This is a genomic window from Clostridium paridis (assembly GCF_016765615.1).
In the GTDB taxonomy this organism is placed as follows: domain Bacteria; phylum Bacillota; class Clostridia; order Clostridiales; family Clostridiaceae; genus Clostridium_T; species Clostridium_T paridis.
In genome coordinates, this window is the sequence record NZ_JAESWA010000017.1 from 314,972 (window position 1) to 336,972 (window position 22,001).

Here is a 22,001-nt window from a genome sequence, read left to right on the forward strand (position 1 = left end):
ATTATTTATAATAATTGCTTTGCAATTATAAGCTTAATATAAGTGACAGGCAACAAAGTGACCGTCTCCAACATCCTTCATTTCTGGATCTATCTCAGCGCAAATAGGCTTAGCATATTTACATCTTCCTCTAAATCTACATCCTGGTGGAGGGTCGATAGGTGAAGGAATATCTCCTTCTAAAACTATTCTCTTTTTCTCCTTAGCTTCATCTGGATCAGGGATTGGAATCGCTGATAATAAAGCTTGAGTATAAGGATGAAGTGGCTTTGCATAAAGTTTATTGCTTTCTGCTTTTTCTACCATTCTACCTAAATACATTACCCCAATGTGAGTAGAAATATGTTTTACCATCGATAAATCATGCGCAATGAATAAATAAGTTAGTCCTAATTCTTCTTGTAATGTTTCAAGCATATTAACAACTTGCGCTTGAATAGATACATCTAAAGCTGAAATCGGCTCATCACAGACAATAAAATCTGGTTCAACAGCTAATGCTCTAGCTATTCCTATTCTTTGTCTTTGTCCACCTGAGAATTCATGTGGATATCTGTTAATATGGTCTCCATTTAATCCAACTTTATTCAACAGATCTCTTACTCTTTCTAATTTTTCATTACCTTGTAATATATTGTGAATATCCAATGCTTCAGCAACAATATCTCCTACTGTCATTCTAGGATTTAATGATGCATATGGATCTTGGAATATCATTTGCATTTTTTTTCTATATGGTATCATTTCTTTAGTTGATAAATTAGTAATATCTTTACCATCATAAATTATGCTACCAGAAGTAGGATTATATAGCTTAAGTACAGTTCTACCAGTTGTAGTTTTACCACATCCTGATTCCCCTACTAAACCTAAAGTTTCACCCCTATTTATGGAGAAACTAACTCTATCAACTGCTTTAACATAGCTTTTTTTAGAAAATATTCCTTTGTTAGCAGGAAAGAATTTACTTAACTCTTTTACTTCTAAAATCACTTTATTTTCTTTCATTGGTTATTCTCCCTTCTTAATAGGTGACTCTACCTTAGGCGCATTTGGATGATTTAACCAACAAGCAGCTCTATGATTTTCACCAATTTCCATTAATGGTGGTTGATTTTCTAAACATACCTTCATAGCATATTTACATCTAGCCGCAAATGGACATCCTGCTGGTGGGTTTAATAAATCTGGTGGTTGACCCTCAATAGGTGTTAATTTTTCTTTTAATAGTTTTTTAGGATTAGGCACACTGCCTAAAAGTCCCCATGTATATGGGTGTCTTGGATTATAGAATATTTCTCTAACATCTCCAGTTTCAACTATTAGTCCACCATACATTACATTTATTTTTGAACACACATCAGCAACTACTCCTAAATCATGAGTAATTAGAATTATTGATGTTCCTAATTCATCCTTAAGCTTTTTCATAAGTTCAAGTATTTGAGCTTGAATTGTTACGTCTAATGCAGTTGTAGGCTCATCAGCTATAAGTAGCTTTGGCTCACAAATTAGTGCCATCGCAATCATAACTCTTTGTCTCATACCACCAGAAAATTCGTGTGGATATTGTTTCATTCTTTTTTCTGGTGAAGGTATACCTACTAAGTTCAACATTTCTATTGCTTTCTTGTCAGCTTCAGCCTTGGATACTTTTTTATGTTTAATATAATGTTCTGTTAGTTGTTGTCCAACTGTGAAAACTGGGTTTAAGCTTGTCATAGGATCTTGGAAAATCATTCCCATTTCATTTCCTCTGATTTTTTCCATTTCCTTTTCGTTAAACTTAGTTATATTTTTTCCGTCGAAGTCTACTTCCCCTCCGGTTATTTTCCCATTCTCTTGTAATAGTCTCATAATACTCATCATGGTAACACTTTTACCACAACCTGATTCACCAACTATACCTAAAGCTTCTCCCTTTTCAAGTGAAAAAGATATTCCTCTTACAGATTTAACTTCTCCAACATGAGTGAAAAAGGAGGTTTTCAAATCTTTAACTTCTAGTAATTTACTCATAATCGTTCCTCCTACTTTCTCATTTTAGGGTCTAAAGCATCACTTAATCCATCCCCAAATAAATTAAAGGCTAAAATGATTAAACAAATCATTAAGGATGGGAAGAATAATTGATATGGGAAAAGGTATATAGCTCCCATTGCGTCACTAGCTAATGTTCCTAATGAAGCTTTTGGCGCAGAAATACCAAGTCCTATAAAGCTTAAAAATGCTTCAGTAAATATTGCAGAAGGTATTAATAATGTCATTGTAACTATAATTGAACCCATAGCATTAGGTATTAAATGTCTAAATATTATTCTACTTCCTGATGCTCCTAAAGTTTTAGCAGCTAGTACAAATTCTTGATTTTTAAGTTGAAGAATTTCTCCTCTTACAATTCTAGCCATATTTAACCAGTAAGTAACCGCAAGTGCAATTATTATACTTGTTAAATCGCTACCACCAGCCTCACCAGGTTTACTTAATACAGTCATTAATAATACTACTATGATTGTAGTTGGTATAGCATATAATATATCTACTATTCTCATCATTATATTATCAATTCTACCACCAAAATATCCAGATATTCCTCCGTATATAATTCCTATAACTATGTTTATAACAACTGATACGAAAGCTATTATCATTGAATATCTTGCACCATACATACATCTAACGAATACATCTCTACCTAATTGGTCTGTTCCAAACCAATGTGTTCCAGATGGTTTTAAATTTGCTGAATTTAAATCATTGTTAGCATAATCAAACTTAGAAAAACTAGGTACAAAAATTGCTAGCAATGTAATTATTACTATTACAACTAAAGATATAAGTGCTACCTTATTTCCTTTTAATCTTCTCCATGCATCTTGCCAATAAGTTACTGAAGGTCTAGCGATTTGTTCAATTTTCTTTTCTTCACTACTTAATGGCTCAAATAATTCTTTTGAAAATTCCACTTTATTCCCTCCAATTCTATGATTCTGAGTTTTCTAGTTTTATCCTTGGATCTATAAGGACGTATAAAATATCTACAACAAAATTTGCAACTATTAGGAATATACAAAAGAATACTGTTACTCCCAGTAAAGTTGTATAGTCTCTATTTGTAACAGATTGAACAAATTCTCTTCCAAGACCAGGAATAGAAAATATTTTTTCTACAACAAATGATCCAGTAAGTACTGCAGCTATAAGCGGTCCCATATATGTTACTACAGGAATCATTGAATTTTTAAGCGCATGCTTAAATATGACAGTAGTTTCACTTAATCCTTTTGCCTTAGCAGTTCTTATATAATCTGCTTTTAATACATCTATAAGTCTATTTCTTGTTAATCTTGTAATAAATGCTGTTGATGAACCTGCAAGCGCTATCACAGGCATTATATAATTTTTAGGACCTGAAAAGCCAGTTGCCGGAAGCAGTTTCCATTGAACTGCAAAGTAATAAATTAATACCGCCGAAATAACGAAACTCGGTATTGTAACTCCTAGGGTAGCTAAGAACATACAAAACTGATCCTGCCACTTTCCTTGTTTTAAGGCAGATACTATTCCAAGTAAAATACCTATAATTAAAGATGCTACTATTGATAATGCACCAACTTTTGCAGAAGCTGGGAATGAATAATTTACTATCCAATTTACTGTTCTACCTGGATAAGTAACAATTGAGTCACCTAAATCCCATTTAACTAAATTTCCTAAATAATTAATATATTGTTCTCCAAGTGGCTTGTCCAAACCATATTTAACTTCCAAATTCTTTTTTGTCTGAGCGGTCATCTTTTCACCATCAAATGGACCACCAGGCATGAATCTCATCAAGAAGAATGTAGCTGAAACAACAACCCAAATGGTTATTATGCTTGCAACCAATCTCTTAAGCACATACTTTAACATGTTATTCCTCCTCTTTACCTTTCGCCAAATACATACAAATAATTCAATTACAATTATATTATATTATCGTTAAAAGTCAATATAATATAGTAATATTTATTAACTTTCATTAGTACTTTGTTAATTTACTAATTATTTTTTTAACTAATTCTCATATACAAGTACAAAAGTAGAAAACGTTTGTATCCTTTTATATCAGCCATTTCAAGTTTTCAGATCCTTTATCAGTGCAAATCAACTCCTTAATTTAGTATGGTTATAAACATTAAATTTGATAAAAATATATACTTATAGATATCATTTTAATATTTTTGTAAAAATATTAAAATTGTGTTTTATCATATATAAACCTAATAATAATTTTAACCATTCCTTGAAATAATTTCAATAAAAATATATTTCTATTAACATTATACTACTATAATTTATCTATTTAGAATATATTTATCTTAATTTAATAAATGCATTTATATAAAAAGAAGATGTTTCAAAATCGAGTAATTAATACTACTTATGAAACACCTTCATTGGCATCTTTCTTTATAACATTATATTTCAGAAATAAATTGTTCAATTATATCCAGAGCTTCAATCAAACTCTCTTTAGAATAACAATAGCTTATTCTAAAAAATCCATCACCTGCTACTCCAAAAGCATCCCCTGGAACACAAGCAAGTTTCTTTTCAAATAGAAGTTTTTCACAAAAATCCTTAGATGAAATATTATATTTCTTAATGGATGGAAATATATAAAATGCCCCTTTAGGTTTTACTACTTCTATTTCCATACTTTTTAATCTATTATAAACCAAATCTCTTCTTTCTACAAAGGATTTTTTCATTCTATCTAAATCTTCTAATGCCAAATCAAATCCATAATAAATTCCCCATTGAATAATTGATGGAGCACATGAGACATTATACTGATGTACCTTCATAATTTCCTTCATATATTTAGATGCAGCTCCAATAAAACCAATTCTAAGTCCAGTCATAGAAAACATCTTGGAGAATCCACCTATGTATATAATATTATCTTTTAATTCTTTAACTTGAGCTATTGAATAATACTCATCATAGCATAAAGAACTATAAATTTCATCTGTCAAAGCAATTATATCATATTTTTTAATTAATTCAGCAATTTTTTTTCTATCTTCTAAAGATAAAATCGCTCCAGTAGGATTTGATGGGTAGGATAATATAATTTTCCTAATGCCATATTTCTTAATCTTACCTTCTATATCTTCTATATTTAGTGTGAAATCCTCATTCAAATTATACGTTACTGGCTCACTATCTATTATTTTCAATATATTTTCATATGCAGGATATCCTATAGCAGGTATTAATACTTTCTCACCTGGTTCAACAAGCGCAGATAATACTGAGTACAATCCTTCACTTCCTCCAATTGTTATGCATATTTCATCAGCCAAAAATGAAATTCCTAAGCTTTCTAGATATGATGATATTCGTTCTCTTAATGGCAGTATTCCAGCATTTGATGTATATTCTGTCTTGTTTTCTTCTAACGCTTTTACTATTCCAGCCTTAATGCTCTCAGGCACATTAAAATCCGGCTGTCCAAGCGTCAAAGATATAGCCCCATCTACTTCATTAACTAAATTAAAAAATTTACGAATTCCTGATATTTCAACTTTTTCGACATTTTTATTCATTAAAATTCAATCCCCTTTCTAGCACTTACTCCCTTTGAGAAATAATGTTTTATTTCAACCATTTCTGTTACCAAGTCTGCTCTTTCAATAATTGATTGAGGAGCATTTCTTCCTGTTAATATGATTTCTGTTTCATTTCTTTTATTCTCAAATAAATTAATTATATCATTTTCATTCAGAAAACCATTATTAAGCACTCCAAATGCTTCATCCAGTATTAGCACATCGCATTCGTCATTCTTCAACAGCTCTAACGCATAATTATACTCAGTTTTTATTTCAATTTTAAGTTCTTCAATTTGTTCTTTGTTCAAATTCCATACGAAATCTTTTTTGCTCTCCATTCTTATAACCTTAAAATTTTCTACAAGATTTCCTAATATTTTTAATTCACCTGTTTCATTGCTTTTTAAAAATTGAATCATTATAACATTAAGTCCATTTCCTGCTGCCCTAATCCCTTGACCAATTGCTGAAGTTGACTTACCTTTTCCATTTCCCGTATATATTTGAATCATTCCTTTTTCTAGTTTCATTTGATTCACTCCTTAGTAATATTTTATGTAAAAATGAATAATTTGCATTTTCCCCCTTTTAAGAGTACCGATAATTGTTTATAATTATACTTATTATAGCATAATTTACATACAAAATTCATTGAAGGGGTGATCACATGAGTTATAATTTTACAGATCCATATGAAATTGCAAGATTTATAAAAGAAGCTAAAAAGTCAACACCTGTTAAAGTGTACATAAATGGAGATTTAAGTGGTTGTGATTTTGGAAATATTGAGTGGTATGGATCAGCAAATTTTTATGTTCTATATGGAGAAAGCGATGAAATCACAAAATTAATTCTTGATAACAAAGAAAAAATCAGACATTTCAGGGATGAAATAGATAGAAGAAATTCTGCAGTACCTATGTTGAACTTACTAGAGGTCGATGCAAGAATTGAACCAGGTGCTATAATAAGAGACAAAGTAAAAATTGAAAAAAATGCAGTAGTAATGATGGGGGCAGTAATAAATATAGGTGCAGAAATTGGCGAAGGTACAATGGTTGATATGAACGCCGTTGTAGGAGCTAGAGGAAAACTTGGCAAAAGAGTTCATCTAGGGGCTGGAGCTGTTGTTGCCGGAGTTTTAGAACCACCTTCAAAAGAACCATGCATTATAGGTGATGACGTTCTTATAGGAGCAAATGCAGTTATCCTAGAAGGAGTTAAAATAGGTAACGGTTCTGTTGTTGCAGCTGGTTCTGTTGTTGTGGAAGATGTTCCAGAAGGTGTAGTGGTGGCTGGAACACCTGCAAAGATCATTAAAGAAGTTGATGATAAGACAAAGGATAAAACAAAGATATTAGATGATTTAAGAAAATAAAAAAATTGGCAGGCGACTAATTCTTTTTTTACTCTTTAGGGGCGTCTAGTAAATTCTTAGATAATAATTCAAACTTATGATGTTATCCTGAGCCTAAAATATTATAAATTCCTCGTAAAGAGTAAAAAATTAAACCTGGATATAAATAATATCCAGGTTTTTTTATACCTATAATCCCTATTTCTTTATATAAAAACTATTTGCTACGCTCCAAATGAAGTATTTTCTTGCAAACTTTGACTTTCTTCATTTTCAAGACAGCTTTCGTCTTCCTTTTGAACTTTTTCCATTTTAGAAATAGAAACTTCGTAAGCAACTTTTTTTATGACTTGATTTTCCCCAATCTTCTTTTGATATTCTCTACTTTGAAGTCTTCCCCAAATTCTAATATTGTCTCCTACTTCTAGTGTTTGACAAAATCTTGAATTTCTTCCCCAAGCAATTGTAGGAATGTAATCTGATTTATTATAAGCTCTATTAACTGCTAGTAATAAATCTGCTATTTCTCTTCCAAAAGGAGTTGTTCTGTAAACTGGCTCTTTACAAACGTATCCATCTAGGAAAATTTCATTAGGATTTTTACTTCTTTCTAGACAAGGTATAATATTTCTAGCAAATACAGTTAATATTAATCTGTTTGAACCATCAACAAATTTATTATAGCTTCTTAACTGTCCCTCAACTATTATATCCATACCTATCTCTAATTCTATTTCAGTTAAAAGTCTTTCAGAAACTGTTATACTTAAAACGTCAACAGAATCAGATAGTCTTTGAACCTCCATATTAAAGCTGTAAAATCCCTCACCATACATCTCATGTGAAAATTCTAATTTTGATAATACTTTCCCCTCTAAATAAATCTTATTGTTTAACATTAAATTGTCCATCTTTACCCCTCTCTCCATTAGTTTTTATAAAAACTTTATCAAAAGCCAATTATAGGAAATTTTTAGATATACATCAATTATAATACAATTCTTTTTATTTTTTCAATAAAATTGATTAAAATTCACAATTAATTTTTCTAAAAAAAAGTTGTTTATATAATACTTAGCACAATTAATATTATATAATAAATTCAATTTATACAGTATATTTCCAGCTTTTAAGTATATTATCGTAATATCCTAATTATTTTTTACCTTACTTGTGAATTTTGACTCTTACTTATTATTATTATAATTAATGATAAAATATTAGCCCTTTAATCTATATATATTATGTTTATTTAATATTCATTACTTACAAACCCAATATTTTGTGCTATAATTAAGAAAGTAAAATCAAAATACACATTATAGACTTTTATGATTTCAATTTATTATACAAATTCAACGGAGGGCAATATGAAGGAAAACACTCTAGAATTAGCTGAAAATAAGTTAATACTTTTATATATAGTTAAAAATATAAAATATCCATTAACCAAAACTCAATTAACTGATTTGGTTTTAGAAACTAGTTTTATAAACTACTTCACTCTCCAACAATATATAAATGATTTAGTTACAACTGATTTCATTAAATATGAAGAGGTTAATGAAAAAAGTTTTATACATTTAACCTCTAAAGGAAATAGCGTATTAGATTTCTTCGGAGATAGAATATCTTCATCAAAATTATCAATTTTGGATGATTATATTAAAGAAAAAAGTGAAAAAATTAAAAAGGAGCTTACTATTCATAGTGACTACACACTAGATAATAATAACTCCTTTTTAGTTAATCTAAAAGCATTAGAAAATGGCTCCTTGTTAATTGATATTAAATTAAGTGTTGCTTCAAAAAAGCAAGCAGTTGATCTTTGTCATAAGTGGAAGGAAGACTCTTCTGAAATTTACACTAAAATAATAAACGCTTTAATCCAGTAAGTTATAATAAACCATATCATTAGGTTCTTTTCCTAAAGTTATGGTTTTTTCTATTTCTCTAGCTTTATTAATTATATATAGTTTATTCTTAAAATTATCTGCAACGTATACTCTATCTTTAACTTCAATAATCCCTCTTGGCATACCACCGATTTTAATATCTGTATAACCCTCATTATCTACGTCTATAAACCCAACAGTTCCTTCTTCAAAATTTGAAACATATATATAATTTTCACTATAATAAAAATCTACAGGCCCAAACCCAACTTTATATTCATAAACTTTTTTACCACTTCTGAAATCATATATAGATATACTACCTCTTCTGTTTAATCCCAAATTACTTTCACATACATATATTTCTTCATCGTTTTTAGATATATAACATTTTGTAGGTGTTTCTTCAACTTGTATATTTATTATCTTCTCATCTTGATTACAATCAAAAATTGTGATTTCATTCGAGTCCATATTTACTATTGCTGCCTTACCTGATTTATTTATATACATAAAGTGAGGATATACCCCTAAGGATATTTCCTTCATAATTTTTTTGCTAATTAAGTCAATTATGATTAAACTATTACTCTCACCACATAATACATAACCTTTATTCCGATAAACCTTGATATCATTTGGATGTGATCCAATATATAAGTTTTCCATTTCTTTTTTTAATCTTATGGAAACTACTGATAAGGAATCACCATAACTATTTGCTGTAATAATATTTTCTCCCCATAAACATAATCCATGTGGGCCTGAGGGACATTCTCCTAAAACTATAGGACATACTATGTGCTTATAATTATTTATATCTATAAAACTTAACGAATTAGAAGCAGTATTACAAATACAAAGTCCTTCCACCTAACTTCACCCTCCTTATCTTTTGTATTACAATATATGTGTCTTATTATATAAATGATATTAATTTTTTCTAATATTATTTTAATAAAGTACCATGAAACACCAATGCTACAGTATTATAAAAACAGAAAGGCTAATAACAAAAGTAATTTTGTTATTAGCCTTTTATAAATTCATAACTATTTTTTAAAGTAACATTTTTGCTAAATAGCTTTCTATCAGTCTGGAAACTACATTAAATGCTAGAATGAAAGCTCCCGATAACATTACATTAGTAAATATCTTACGTTTAATAGTATTCTCTAAACTTTCAATATTCTTAAAGCTTCTATATATAAAATATATTGCAATAGCCCATGGAATTAAATCTTCCTTTGACATTATAGGAAATATTAATGGTATCAATGCTGCGAAATAATATATTTTCTTCACGTTATTCCTCCTACTACTTATAGTAATTAGCTCTAATAAGCTTATCACTTAAATCTATAGCCTTAAGCATGTCTTCTTTTTCTCCTTTATAGGATTCTGTTCCTACGAATTCTCTTGTTTCAAGCACCGTGAAATCTTTGTTTGTATTTAATAAGTTTCTTCCTACTGTTTTATTGCTATCTTTGTCTAAGTTCACACCAAAAAGATATGCAACTGTCGGTAAAGTATCAACTTGTCCACCCTGAACATGTTTTACTTCTCCAGAAATACTGTCATTGTATATAATAAGTGGAACTTCTCTATTATTTTCTTTCATCCATGGTTCAAGTCCACTTGTTTTTTGAACTTCATCTCCATAAAACTTATGAACACCTTCATGATCTCCATAAATAACTACAACAGTGTTTTTTAGAATTCCTTCTTTATCTAATTTATCAAAGAAATCTCCTATATATTTATCAGTGTAATTAATACATTGAAAATATCCACCAAGTTTTGTGTTCTCCAAATTGCTTGGTAGCTTTAATGTTTTATCAGCTTCTGGTAATTCAAATGGCGAGTGACTAGTTAATGTTACCGTATAAGATAAGAACGGGGCTTTTAATTCTTTTAGCTTATCGGCATATTGACTTAAATAACTTCTATCACTAATTCCTAAGTTAATTACTTCATCAATATTATAATTTGTTGAATCTGCTGTTTTTTGATATCCTACTGATTTAAGCACTGGCATCCAGTTCCAATATGATCCTTTATCTGGGTGAGAAGCAAAGGTTGAGTATCCCATATTCTTAAAAATATTTGGGAAAGAGTATTGATATTGATTTCCTGGATATCTAAATGCTGTGGCTCCTTCTCTAACTGGTAGTGTTGATGTATTCGTAATTATCTCTCCATCAGAACTTGTACCATTCCATGTTTGTTCATGAAAATTATCAAAATAATAAGAATTCTTTAGAATCCTATTAAGATTTGGAGTAATTTCTTGTCCATTAACTTTTTGGCCAATTACAAAATTCTCTAATGATTCCCATTGAATTATAAGAACATTTTTTCCTTGCATACTATTAAAATACTTATTATCAGGAAGATTTTCTTTCTTTTTTGAGAACCAATCTTCAGTCTGTTTCTTTTCTTCACTTGAAAGTTCATATGGCTTAGATTCCTTATAATAATTATATGAATCGAAAATATGATATCCAATTGGAGTTAAATTTGATATAGTCTGATTGGGACTCCAACTCTTTCTAAATATCATCTGATTTTCAAACCCTTTATTATATGTATCTATTTTAATATGCGCATATGTTAGATAAAGGATTGGTAATATAAAGGCTATTAGAAATGCTACCAAATTTCTTTTTACTTTAATTTGCTTATCTCTTATTATCATAATTAATAATATAACAATATCAATAATAAAAGCTAAGTCTACTAACCTGACCATAGAAATAATTGATGAACCTAAATTATCTAGATTGCTTGTCATTTTAAGCATATACAATGATATAAATGAAGAATTACTTCTAAAGTACCACAAATCACCTATCACAAATATTGTAAATATCACATTAAGTATTAAAAAACTAACAGCTTGTCCTTTTTTGGAAAATAAAAATCCAAAGGATAAAAATATTAAAATAAAACTAAAGTAAACTAAAAAAGGTGGATATGAATAAAACACCCTCATAGGGTTAATTCCATTTGCTTTATCATCTGAAATTAACGCCATAAATAAAATAGATTTAAAGAAAATAAGTATAAATGTAATTATAAAATACTTATTATGAACTATATCTTTTATTGTATCTCTAAATGTTCCCAGGAATCTTTTTTCCTTGTTAGTATTATATGCTAGCATAATTACCTCCAGTTATTAATAAGTATATTAATTATATCATCAATTTCTTTTTTAAATTTTAAATATTTTCTTAAATTTATAAAGCTCGGTTTTTTCCGAGCTTTATTTACATATAACAAAATCAAATATTTTTTCTAATTATCTTTCTCATATCTCCAATCATATAAAGTGAGCCACAAATTAAAAGCATATCATCTTCAGCTATTTTACTTACAGCATATCTATATGCCTCTTCATAATTATCCATGGAAATAGCTTTTATTTCTTGTTCTAGGATTTTATCCCTTAAAACCTCAGAAAGTTCTGCTCTATCAGAATGTGGAGTAACTGCAACAACTTCTTTAGCTAAAGGGCATATTTCCCTAATCATTTCATCTACTTGCTTATCAGCTAATATCCCCAAAATCAATACTAAATTCTTATAATTAAAGTAGGTTCTTAGGTTTTCTTTAAGTTTTCTTATTCCATCTATATTATGAGCCCCATCTATTAGTATATAAGGCTTACCACTTAGTAGTTCCATTCTTCCCTTCCACTCTACTTCTTCTAAACCTTTATAAATATCGTTATCGCTTATAGATATTTCACCTAGTTCTGATAAAACCTTTATTGCTGTTATTGCAGTTAAGCAATTAACAACTTGATGTTTACCAAGTAAAGGTAAATTTATTTCTAAACTTTTATTTTCTATATTGTATTTGATTCTTTGAAATACTTTAGAATCCTTTTGTAGCACTCCTAAAAATTCTGAAGAAATAGGATTAACACTATATATTTTTGATCCTAATTCCTTTGCTTTAGCTTTAATGACTTCTAATACTTCTCGCTCTTGAGGATATAATATAACTGGAACATTCTCTTTAATAATACCAGCTTTCTCACCAGCTATTTCCTTTAATGTATCCCCTAAAATATTCATATGATCGAAACTAATTGAAGTTATAACAGTTAAAATAGGTGTTAATACGTTAGTTGAATCTAGCTTACCACCAAGTCCAACCTCTATTACTCCAAAGTCTATTTTCATATCATAAAAATACTTAAACATTATACATGTAATTACTTCGAATTCTGTAGGTTGACCTAATCCTTCGTCAGCAACTACATCAACTATTTCCCTTATTTCATTGACACACTTAGTTAAATGTTCTTTTGGAATATTAACTCCATCTATTTGTATACGTTCCTCAAATTCTTCTAAATATGGAGAAGTAAACATACCAACCTTATATCCTGCTTCTTTTAATATATTACTTATCATAGCTGTGGTTGAACCCTTGCCATTAGTACCTGCTAAGTGAATAAATTTTATTTTTTTATGTGGATTACCTAATAGCTCAAGTAACCGTTCTGTTCTACTTAATCCAAAATTCATGCCGAACTTATTTAAACTATGAATATATTCAATACAATTTTTATATTCCATACTTCCTCCAACTTTTATGCTTCTTTTAACACCTTTTCCTTTATTACTTGAATTACTCCTTCTTCATCATTAGTTTTTGCTATAAATCTACTATATGATTTTACATCCTCTGGAGCATTTTTCATCGCATAACTATAATAGGCTTCCCCTAACATTTCAACATCATTATAATAATCTCCAAAAACCATCGTTTCTTCTTTTTGAACTCCTAGCAATCTTTGAATAGTTCTTAGTGATTTCCCTTTATTTATACCTTTCTTTCCTATGTCTAACCAAACTTGTCCTGAAACTGTGATTTGAAATTCCTCGCCCCAAACAGGAGTTATTATATTATTAGAATTTTCTGCAGAACCTAATTTATCATGAATTGATATTTTAATAATATCATCATCAACTAAAAGTAAATCATCAACTTTTTCATATTCATGATAATATTTATTAAACTCTTCCATAAATACTTCATCATCACTATTTTCAATATAAGCTCTTTTTTTACCACATAAAACTATATTGGTTTCTGGAACTTTTCTAGCCTCTTCAATAATTTTATCAACCTTTTCTTTTGACATAGTTGAGGAGTATAGTTCCTTACCCTTATACATTACATATGCACCATTTTCAGCTAAGAAAAGAATATCATCCTTTATTTCATGAAAATTATTTTTCAAAGTATGATATGGTCTTCCACTTGCAGCAACAAAAACTACTCCTTTATTTAAAACTTTTTTAGCTATCTTAAAGAAATCCTTAGGCAATTGCCCTTTTGAATTTAATAAGGTTCCATCCATATCACTTGCAATTAACTTAATCATAGCTTTTCCTCCTAATGTTTCTTTATATATATTAATTTTAGTATTACGTCTATGTTACAATTTGATTTTAACACATTTGATCTTCATTTTACAAATGATAATTATTATTAACTAATCTAGTAAATCCCATATAAGGTTTTCATATAAAAAGAAAACCCTAAGACTTCAAAATTATCTTAGGGTGATTTTTACTATATTTGTTTATTTAATATTAGCCTAAAGCTTTAATTCTTAGAAGTACAGCTTCAAGCATTTCTTTATATTTTTCTCCTTTAGCTTTTTCAGCTTCAACTACATCTTGAGGAGCTTTTGCAGTAAATCTTTCATTTGAAAGCTTTCCTTCTACTCTCTTAATTTCCCCTTCAAGTTTAGTCTTTTCTTTGTTTAATCTATCTAATTCTTTATCTCTATCAACTAAATCTAATAGAGGCATAAATAATTCACCAACTTCAACTACAACTGAAACAGCATTTTCTGGGGCATTATTTTTATCTTCTATAAATTCCATCTCAGAAGCTGAAGCTAATTTTTCAAAGTAGCTTATTCCATTTTTAAATGCTTCTTCTGCTTCTTTATTTATATATGCAACTACCTTTGCTTTTCTTGATGGTGGTACATTCATTTCAACTCTTACATTTCTTAGTGATTTAATAGCATCAATTATATATCCCATTTCTTTTTCTGCTTTTGCATCAACTAAGCCTTCGTTGTATTCTGGCCAACTTGAAATAGTAATTGACTCACTTTCATCACATAAATGAGTATATATTTCTTCTGTTATAAATGGCATAACTGGGTGAAGAAGTTTTAATCCTGTTTGAAGTACATCATATATTACATTGTATGCTATTCCTTTAGCTTTTTCATCTTCTCCATAGAATACAGGTTTAACTAATTCGATATACCAGTCACATAACTCATTCCACATGAAATCATAAACTTTTTGCAATGCAATTCCTAATTCAAATTTCTCTAAGTTATCAGTAGCGTCCTTAATTAAGGTGTTACATCTAGATAAAATCCATCTATCAGCTAATGAATAGTCTTTTTCGTCTTTATACTTATTCATTAAATCTTTATCTAAATTCATCATTAAAAATCTTGATGCATTCCATATTTTATTAGCAAAGTTTCTTGCAGACTCTACTCTCTCAGGATAATATCTTATATCATTTCCTGGTGCATTTCCTGTAACAAGCATAAATCTAAGTGCATCAGCACCATAAGTGTCTATTACCTCTAATGGATCTACACCATTACCAAGAGATTTACTCATTTTTCTACCTTCAGAGTCTCTTATGATACCATGAATAAGAACATTTTCAAATGGTGTTTCACCCATATTGTGAATTCCAGAGAATATCATTCTAGCAACCCAGAAGAATATGATATCATAACCTGTAACAAGTACTGAATTAGGATAGAAGAAATCTAAATCTTCTGTTTTATCTGGCCAACCTAATGTTGAAAATGGCCATAAGGCTGATGAAAACCATGTATCTAAAACATCACTATCTTGAGTTATCTTATTAGATCCGCATTTTGTGCATGAACCTGGTTTTTCTTCGCTTACCATTAGTTCTCCACATTCATCACAGTAGAATACTGGTATTCTGTGTCCCCACCATAGTTGTCTAGAAATACACCAGTCCTGAATGTTTTCCATCCAGTTATAATATACTTTTTCAAATCTCTCTGGTATGAATTTTGTTTTCCCTTCTCTAACTACTTCTAATGCAGGTGTAGCAAGAGATTCCATCTTTACATACCATTGTTTTGATATAATTGGTTCTATTACAGTATTACATCTATCATGTGTTCCTACATTATGAGTATGAGGTTTTATTTTTACAAGTAATCCTTCTTTTTCAAGATCTGAAACCATAGCTTTTCTAGCTTCATATCTATCTAGACCCGCATATTTTCCGCCAAGAGAATTAATTACTCCCTTATCATCCATTATTCTAATTTCTTTAAGTCCATGTCTCTTTCCTACTTCATAATCATTAGGATCATGGGCTGGTGTAATTTTAACTGCACCAGTTCCAAATTCAATATCAACATATTCATCTGCAATTATAGGAATTTCTCTTCCTACTAAAGGTAATATAAGAGTTTTTCCTACTAAATGTGAGAATCTTTCATCATTAGGATTAACAGCTACTGCAGTATCCCCTAGTAGTGTTTCTGGTCTTGTAGTTGCTATTTCTATAAACTCATCTGAATCCTTAACTGGATATTTTATATGCCAGAAGTTTCCTTCTTGTTCTTTATATTCTATTTCGGCATCAGATAAAGCAGTTTCACATTTTGGACACCAATTTGTAATTCTGTTTCCTTGATATATAAGACCTTCATTATATAATTTAACAAAAACATGTCTAACAGCTTTGTTTAAATTCTCATCCATAGTAAAAGCTTCTCTTGTAAAATCAGCAGAAACTCCCATTTTCTTAAGCTGGGTTCTTATTCTTTCTCTATATTCATCTGACCATTCCCATACTTTTTCTAAGAATGCGTCTCTTCCTAATTCTTTTTTTACAAGTCCTTGCTTTAACAATTCATTTTCTACTTTAACTTCAGTTGCTATACTAGCGTGGTCTTCTCCTGGAAGCCAAAGAGTACAGTATCCTTGCATTCTCTTAAATCTTATTAGTATATCTTGAAGTGTATTATCAAGTGCATGCCCTAAATGTAACTTTCCAGTTATATTTGGAGGTGGCATAACTATTGTATATGGTTTTTTTGATCTATCTACTTCAGGAGTAAAATACTTTTTTTCCTCCCATACTTTATAAATTCTTTCCTCAAATTCTTTTGGATCATAGGTTGTTGAAATATTATTTTCGCTCATGTTATCCTCCTTAAAATACTACGTGAAATAAAAAAAAGCCTTAATCCTATAAAAGGACGAAGACTCGCGGTACCACCTTTTTTTCTACAACAATTGTTATAGACTCTTAATACTTTATCGGTATAGAACTACCGTCCTTGCTTACTAAAGAATTTTATTGTGAAACTTAATTTATACTTGTAATAAAATTGTGGTTTCTGACAATTTTATTGCATGTGTAAATTGCTAGATGAACTAAAATTCTTATAAATACGCATATTTATTTTCAGCAAAGATGCTCAAAAGCTACCTTCAAGATAACAGATATAGAAAACCTTACAGCCTTGGGTTTTCCTCTCTTAATATCATTAATATCTCTACTCCTCTTTATCATAGCATAGATATAAATTTGTATATTAATTATATTATATTATTGAATCTTAATCTGTCAAGGATAAATAGTAATAATTTCATTATATAATAAACCACTAATATTTCTAAAAACAAAAACCAGAAGCCCTAAAACTTCTGGTTTTTCACTATTTAAACATTTCTAACTTCTTCATTAAGCCATAAAACTTTCTTAGGTTTTTGATTTGCATCTAAATTCTTAAATGCTGTTGCAAACATTAGCTTAATTCTATTTAATTGGTTTACTTCAGAAGCACCTGGGTCGTAGTCAATAGCTACTACATTAGATAATGGATATCTATGCTTAAGTGCTTTAATCATTCCCTTTCCAGTAACATGATTAGGAAGACATGCAAATGGCTGCATACAAATAATATTATTAACACCACTTTCTATAAGCTCCATCATCTCAGCTGTTAAGAACCAACCTTCACCAGTTTGGTGTCCTAAAGATAATATTTGCGATGCCATATTTCCTAATTCTTGAATACTTACTGGCGGATGGAATCTTTCACTTTCCTCTAATGCTTTTTTCATTTCTTTTCTATATAACTCCATAGCCCAAATAGCTAGGTGTCCATTGTTCTTACTCTTCTTACTAAATGAAAGATATCTATATTTAAAGTCTGAATCGTAAGCTGAATAGAAGAAGAAATCTAAAAGATCTGGAACTACTGCTTCTCCACCTTCATTTTCTATTATACTAACTACATCATTATTAGCTAATGGATGGAATTTAACTAGGATTTCACCTACTACCCCAATCCTTGGCTTCTTAATATCTAAAAGTTCTAATTCATCAAATTCCTTAATTATACCTCTAACAGTTTTCTTAAAGGTCGATAATGAACCTCTTTTAACACTTTCAATAGCTATTGCTCTCCACTTTTCATATAGCGCATTTGCACTACCTTTAACTTTTTCATAAGGTCTTACTCTATATAAAACTCTCATGAATAAATCTCCATATACAAGTGACATTAAAGCTTTATTAAGTAACTTAAGTGTAAGCTTAAAGCCAGGATGTTTTTCCATACCAACTGCATTAAGTGATAAAACTGGAATATTTTCAAAACCTGCTTCTACTAATGCTTTTTTAAGGAATGCTATATAGTTAGTTGCTCTACAACCACCACCAGTTTGTGAGATGATTACAGATGTATTATTCAAATCATATTTTCCTGATTTTAATGCATGTATTATTTGTCCAATTGTAATTATAGAAGGATAACAAGCATCATTATTTACATATTTTAATCCCTCTTCTATAGCCATCTTATCTTCTTCTGGCACTACAACTTTATAACCTGACGAATTAAATGCAGCCTCCACCAAATCAAAATGGATAGGTGACATTTGAGGTGCTAATATTGTATGAGTTTTTCTCATTTCCTTTGTGAAAGTAGGAGATTTATATTTAAACTCTTCCTTCACTGGAACATAATGATTTCTAATTCTTTCTTCAATAGCTGCTTTTAAACTTCTAATTCTTATTCTAACAGCACCTAGGTTATTTCCTTCATCTATTTTTAATACAGTGTATATCTTTCCACTAGCATTTAAAATTTCTTGTACTTGATCTGTAGTAACTGCATCAAGTCCACAACCAAAGGAATTCAATTGAACTAACTCTAAATTATCATTTTCACACACATGTGCTGCTGCACTGTATAATCTTGAATGGTATGTCCATTGGTCAACAACTCTAAGTGGTCTTTCTAAGTTTCCTAAGTGAGCAACAGAATCTTCAGTTAAAACAGCCATTCCATAAGAAGTAATTATATTAGGTATACCATGGTTTATTTCAGGATCCACATGATATGGTCTTCCTCCTAAAACGATACCCTTCTTTCCAGTTTCTTTTAGATAAGCAATTACTTCTTCACCCTTATCTCTTATATCCTGCTTATATTTTTCTCTTTCATTCCAAGCTAAATCTAAAGCTTTCTTACACTCTTCAACAGTTACATTAAAGCCCTTAAATTCTTCAACTAATCTTGGAAGCAATCTTTCCTTATCATTTAATGAGAAAAATGGATTCAAGTAGTTAATGTTTTTTTCTTGTATCACATCCATATTATTCTTTATTACTTCTGGATAGGAAGTAACTATAGGACAATTGTAATGATTATTTGCTCTTTCATCTTCTTTTTTTTCATAAGCTATAGAAGGATAGAATATATTTTCAATACCTCTATTAACTAATGCCATTATATGTCCATGAACAATTTTAGCTGGATAACATGCAGATTCCGAAGGTATAGTTTCTATTCCCATTTCATAAATCTGTTTAGTACTTCTTGGCGATAATTCCACTCTAAAACCTAAGTCGTTTAAAAAAGTGAACCAGAATGGGTAATTTTCATATATATTTAATACTCTAGGAATTCCTATGGTTCCCCTTTTGGCTTCTTCTTTCTTTAAAGGAATATAATTAAATGTTCTCTTATATTTATAATCATAAAGATTAGGTACATCATCATTTGATACTTTACCTATTATTGGTCTTTCGCATCTATTTCCTGATATAAATGTTTCTCCATTAGAGAATTTATTTTTTGTTAATAAACAGTTGTTACCACATAGACCACATCTCTCTAATGATGTATCAAAACCAAAGCTTTCTAATTCATGGGCCTTAAGTATGTTACTCTCAGAATCTTGAACATATCTTTCTTTTGATATTAATGCTGCACCAAAAGCGCCCATTAGTCCTGCAATATCTGGTCTTATAACTTCTCTTTCTGAAACTAATTCAAAACTTCTAAGAACAGCATCATTATAGAAGGTACCCCCTTGAACAATGATCTTCTTACCCATTTCTTCTTTTCTTCTAATTTTAATTACTTTAAATAAAGCATTTTTTATAACTGAGTAAGAAAGTCCAGCAGAGATATCTCCTACTGTTGCTCCTTCCTTTTGAGCTTGCTTTACTCTTGAGTTCATAAATACAGTACATCTAGACCCTAAGTCTACTGGATTAGAAGCATATAATGCCTCTTTAGCAAAATCTTTAACTTCCATATTAAGAGACTTAGCAAAGGTTTCAATAAATGAACCGCATCCTGACGAACAAGCTTCGTTTAGTAATATACTGTCAATTACACCATTTTTTATTCTAAGACACTTCATATCTTGTCCACCAATGTCTAAAATAAAATCCACACCCGGTAGGAAATGCTCTGCAGCCTTGTAGTGAGCTATGGTTTCTATTTCTCCAATATCAATATGTAGTGCTGATTTTATTAAACCTTCTCCATACCCAGTTACAGTTGAATTTACAATCTTAGCTGTCTTAGGTAATTTTTCATAGATATCCTTTAATATACCTACAACTCTTACTAATGGACTTCCTTCATTTGATCCATAGTATGAGTATAATATTTGTCCTTCTTCGCCAATCAAAGCAACTTTAGTAGTTGTTGATCCAGCATCTATACCCAAATAGCAATTTCCAGAATAATTTTCAATCTCATCTCTTTTTGCTTTATTTTTATCATGTCTATCTTTAAATTCTTGAAGTTCTTGTTCATCTTTAAATAAGGCTCTTAAACTATCTATTTCATGTTCTTCAATATTAGATAAATCTTTTAGCTTGTCTACTATATCTTTAAATATAACAGTTTCATGTTCTTTTGATGATATTGCAGCACCTAAAGCAACAAAAAGTTGTGAATTCTCTGGAAAAATCACATCATCATCTTTTAAATTTAATGTTTCAATAAATCTTTTTCTTAACTCTGATAAGAAGAATAATGGACCTCCTAAAAATGCTACTTTTCCTCTTATAGGCTTTCCACATGCAAGTCCACTTATTGTTTGATTAACTACCGCTTGTAAAACAGAAGCTGCTATATCTTCCTTCTTTGCACCTTCATTTATTAAAGGTTGTACATCTGTTTTAGCAAAAACTCCACATCTTGCTGCAATTGGGTATATAACTTCATAATTCTTAGCAAGATCATTAAGACCAGAAGCATCAGTTTTTAATAAGGATGCCATTTGATCAATGAATGCACCTGTCCCCCCAGCGCAGCTACCATTCATTCTTTGCTCAATTCCACCTTTGAAATATGTGATTTTAGCATCTTCTCCGCCTAATTCGATTGCAACATCTGTTTCTGGAATAATCTCTTCTACCGTTTTAGTACAAGCTACAACTTCTTGTATAAAATTAACTCCAAGCCACTTTGCAACTGAAAGTCCGCCTGAACCTGTAATGCTTATTGATATTTCAGTATTACCTAATTGCTTATAAGATTCCCTAATCAATCCTATAATAGTGCTTTTAATATCTGAAAAATGTCTTTTATATCTACTAAATACTATTTTATTAGACGCATTTAATACTACTAATTTAACGGTGGTAGACCCAACGTCTAACCCTAAATTATACATTAAACCCCTTCCTTTCTTCATAAAAAATCGTCAAGGCGATTATGAGCCGTCGATTTTTTTCTCGCATCTGCCTTTCCAAACGCATGTGTGGAAAACTTGGCAG

The 22,001-nt window shown here is 30.0% G+C and carries 16 protein-coding genes; 2 read left to right on the forward strand and 14 right to left on the reverse strand.

What is annotated here, in order from left to right; genetic code table 11:
* Window positions 1–33: 33 nt before the first annotated feature.
* The 6 genes from JK634_RS04700 to JK634_RS04725 all read right to left on the reverse strand — a co-directional run bounded on the left by JK634_RS04700 (window position 34) and on the right by JK634_RS04725 (window position 6,130).
* Window positions 34–1,008: an ABC transporter ATP-binding protein gene (locus tag JK634_RS04700; RefSeq protein WP_202766464.1), complete on the reverse strand. Its 975-nt coding sequence runs from the start codon at window positions 1,006–1,008 to the stop codon at window positions 34–36.
* A 3-nt stretch (window positions 1,009–1,011) separates the two neighbouring features.
* Window positions 1,012–2,019, reverse strand: a complete 1,008-nt coding sequence (locus JK634_RS04705) for an ABC transporter ATP-binding protein (RefSeq protein ID WP_202766465.1) — start codon at window positions 2,017–2,019, stop codon at window positions 1,012–1,014.
* Window positions 2,020–2,030: 11 nt separating this feature from the next.
* Entirely contained in the window at window positions 2,031–2,966 is a 936-nt protein-coding gene (locus JK634_RS04710; protein ID WP_238884890.1) for an ABC transporter permease, read from the reverse strand.
* 16 nt (window positions 2,967–2,982) lie between these two features.
* Complete coding sequence (locus JK634_RS04715) at window positions 2,983–3,912, reverse strand: ABC transporter permease (RefSeq protein ID WP_202766466.1); 930 nt, start codon at window positions 3,910–3,912, stop codon at window positions 2,983–2,985.
* A 548-nt stretch (window positions 3,913–4,460) separates the two neighbouring features.
* Window positions 4,461–5,594 carry a pyridoxal phosphate-dependent aminotransferase gene (locus JK634_RS04720; protein WP_202766467.1) on the reverse strand — a complete coding sequence of 378 codons (1,134 nt, stop codon included), beginning with the start codon at window positions 5,592–5,594 and terminating at the stop codon, window positions 4,461–4,463.
* On the reverse strand, window positions 5,594–6,130 hold the full coding sequence (locus tag JK634_RS04725; RefSeq protein ID WP_202766468.1) for a cob(I)yrinic acid a,c-diamide adenosyltransferase: 537 nt from the start codon (window positions 6,128–6,130) through the stop codon (window positions 5,594–5,596). Before JK634_RS04725 ends, JK634_RS04720 begins: the two co-directional genes overlap by 1 nt.
* Window positions 6,131–6,267: 137 nt before the next feature.
* Here JK634_RS04725 and dapD point away from each other — a divergent pair, with 137 nt between their 5' ends.
* Window positions 6,268–6,978 (forward strand): 2,3,4,5-tetrahydropyridine-2,6-dicarboxylate N-acetyltransferase, encoded by a 711-nt coding sequence (gene dapD / locus JK634_RS04730; RefSeq protein WP_202766469.1) that lies wholly within the window; start codon window positions 6,268–6,270, stop codon window positions 6,976–6,978.
* A 203-nt stretch (window positions 6,979–7,181) separates the two neighbouring features.
* On the opposite strand, the gene JK634_RS04735 is transcribed toward dapD, so the two are convergent.
* Window positions 7,182–7,868, reverse strand: coding sequence for a single-stranded DNA-binding protein (locus JK634_RS04735; RefSeq protein WP_202766470.1), 687 nt, complete (start codon window positions 7,866–7,868; stop codon window positions 7,182–7,184).
* 459 nt (window positions 7,869–8,327) lie between these two features.
* Here JK634_RS04735 and JK634_RS04740 point away from each other — a divergent pair, with 459 nt between their 5' ends.
* A complete protein-coding gene (locus JK634_RS04740; protein WP_202766471.1) occupies window positions 8,328–8,852 on the forward strand; it encodes a DUF4364 family protein in 525 nt (174 codons plus the stop codon).
* Here JK634_RS04740 and JK634_RS04745 read toward each other — a convergent pair.
* The 7 genes from JK634_RS04745 to JK634_RS04775 form a co-directional block, all read right to left on the reverse strand.
* Complete coding sequence (locus JK634_RS04745) at window positions 8,841–9,725, reverse strand: YncE family protein (protein WP_202766472.1); 885 nt, start codon at window positions 9,723–9,725, stop codon at window positions 8,841–8,843. The two genes, JK634_RS04740 and JK634_RS04745, sit on opposite strands and share 12 nt — an antisense overlap.
* A 186-nt stretch (window positions 9,726–9,911) precedes the next feature.
* The gene (locus JK634_RS04750) at window positions 9,912–10,157 is read right to left on the reverse strand and encodes a hypothetical protein (protein WP_202766473.1); all 246 of its coding nucleotides are present in this window, start codon (window positions 10,155–10,157) and stop codon (window positions 9,912–9,914) included.
* A gap of 13 nt (window positions 10,158–10,170) precedes the next feature.
* Entirely contained in the window at window positions 10,171–12,018 is a 1,848-nt protein-coding gene (locus tag JK634_RS04755) for an LTA synthase family protein (protein WP_202766474.1), read from the reverse strand.
* 121 nt (window positions 12,019–12,139) lie between these two features.
* Window positions 12,140–13,444, reverse strand: a complete 1,305-nt coding sequence (locus JK634_RS04760; RefSeq protein ID WP_202766475.1) for a bifunctional folylpolyglutamate synthase/dihydrofolate synthase — start codon at window positions 13,442–13,444, stop codon at window positions 12,140–12,142.
* Window positions 13,445–13,458: 14 nt separating this feature from the next.
* Window positions 13,459–14,256, reverse strand: a complete 798-nt coding sequence (locus JK634_RS04765; protein ID WP_202766476.1) for an HAD family hydrolase — start codon at window positions 14,254–14,256, stop codon at window positions 13,459–13,461.
* Between the two features lie 211 nt (window positions 14,257–14,467).
* Window positions 14,468–17,110, reverse strand: coding sequence for a valine--tRNA ligase (locus JK634_RS04770; protein ID WP_202766477.1), 2,643 nt, complete (start codon window positions 17,108–17,110; stop codon window positions 14,468–14,470).
* A gap of 522 nt (window positions 17,111–17,632) precedes the next feature.
* A complete protein-coding gene (locus JK634_RS04775) occupies window positions 17,633–21,898 on the reverse strand; it encodes a 2-hydroxyacyl-CoA dehydratase (protein ID WP_243425553.1) in 4,266 nt (1,421 codons plus the stop codon).
* Window positions 21,899–22,001 lie beyond the last annotated feature (103 nt).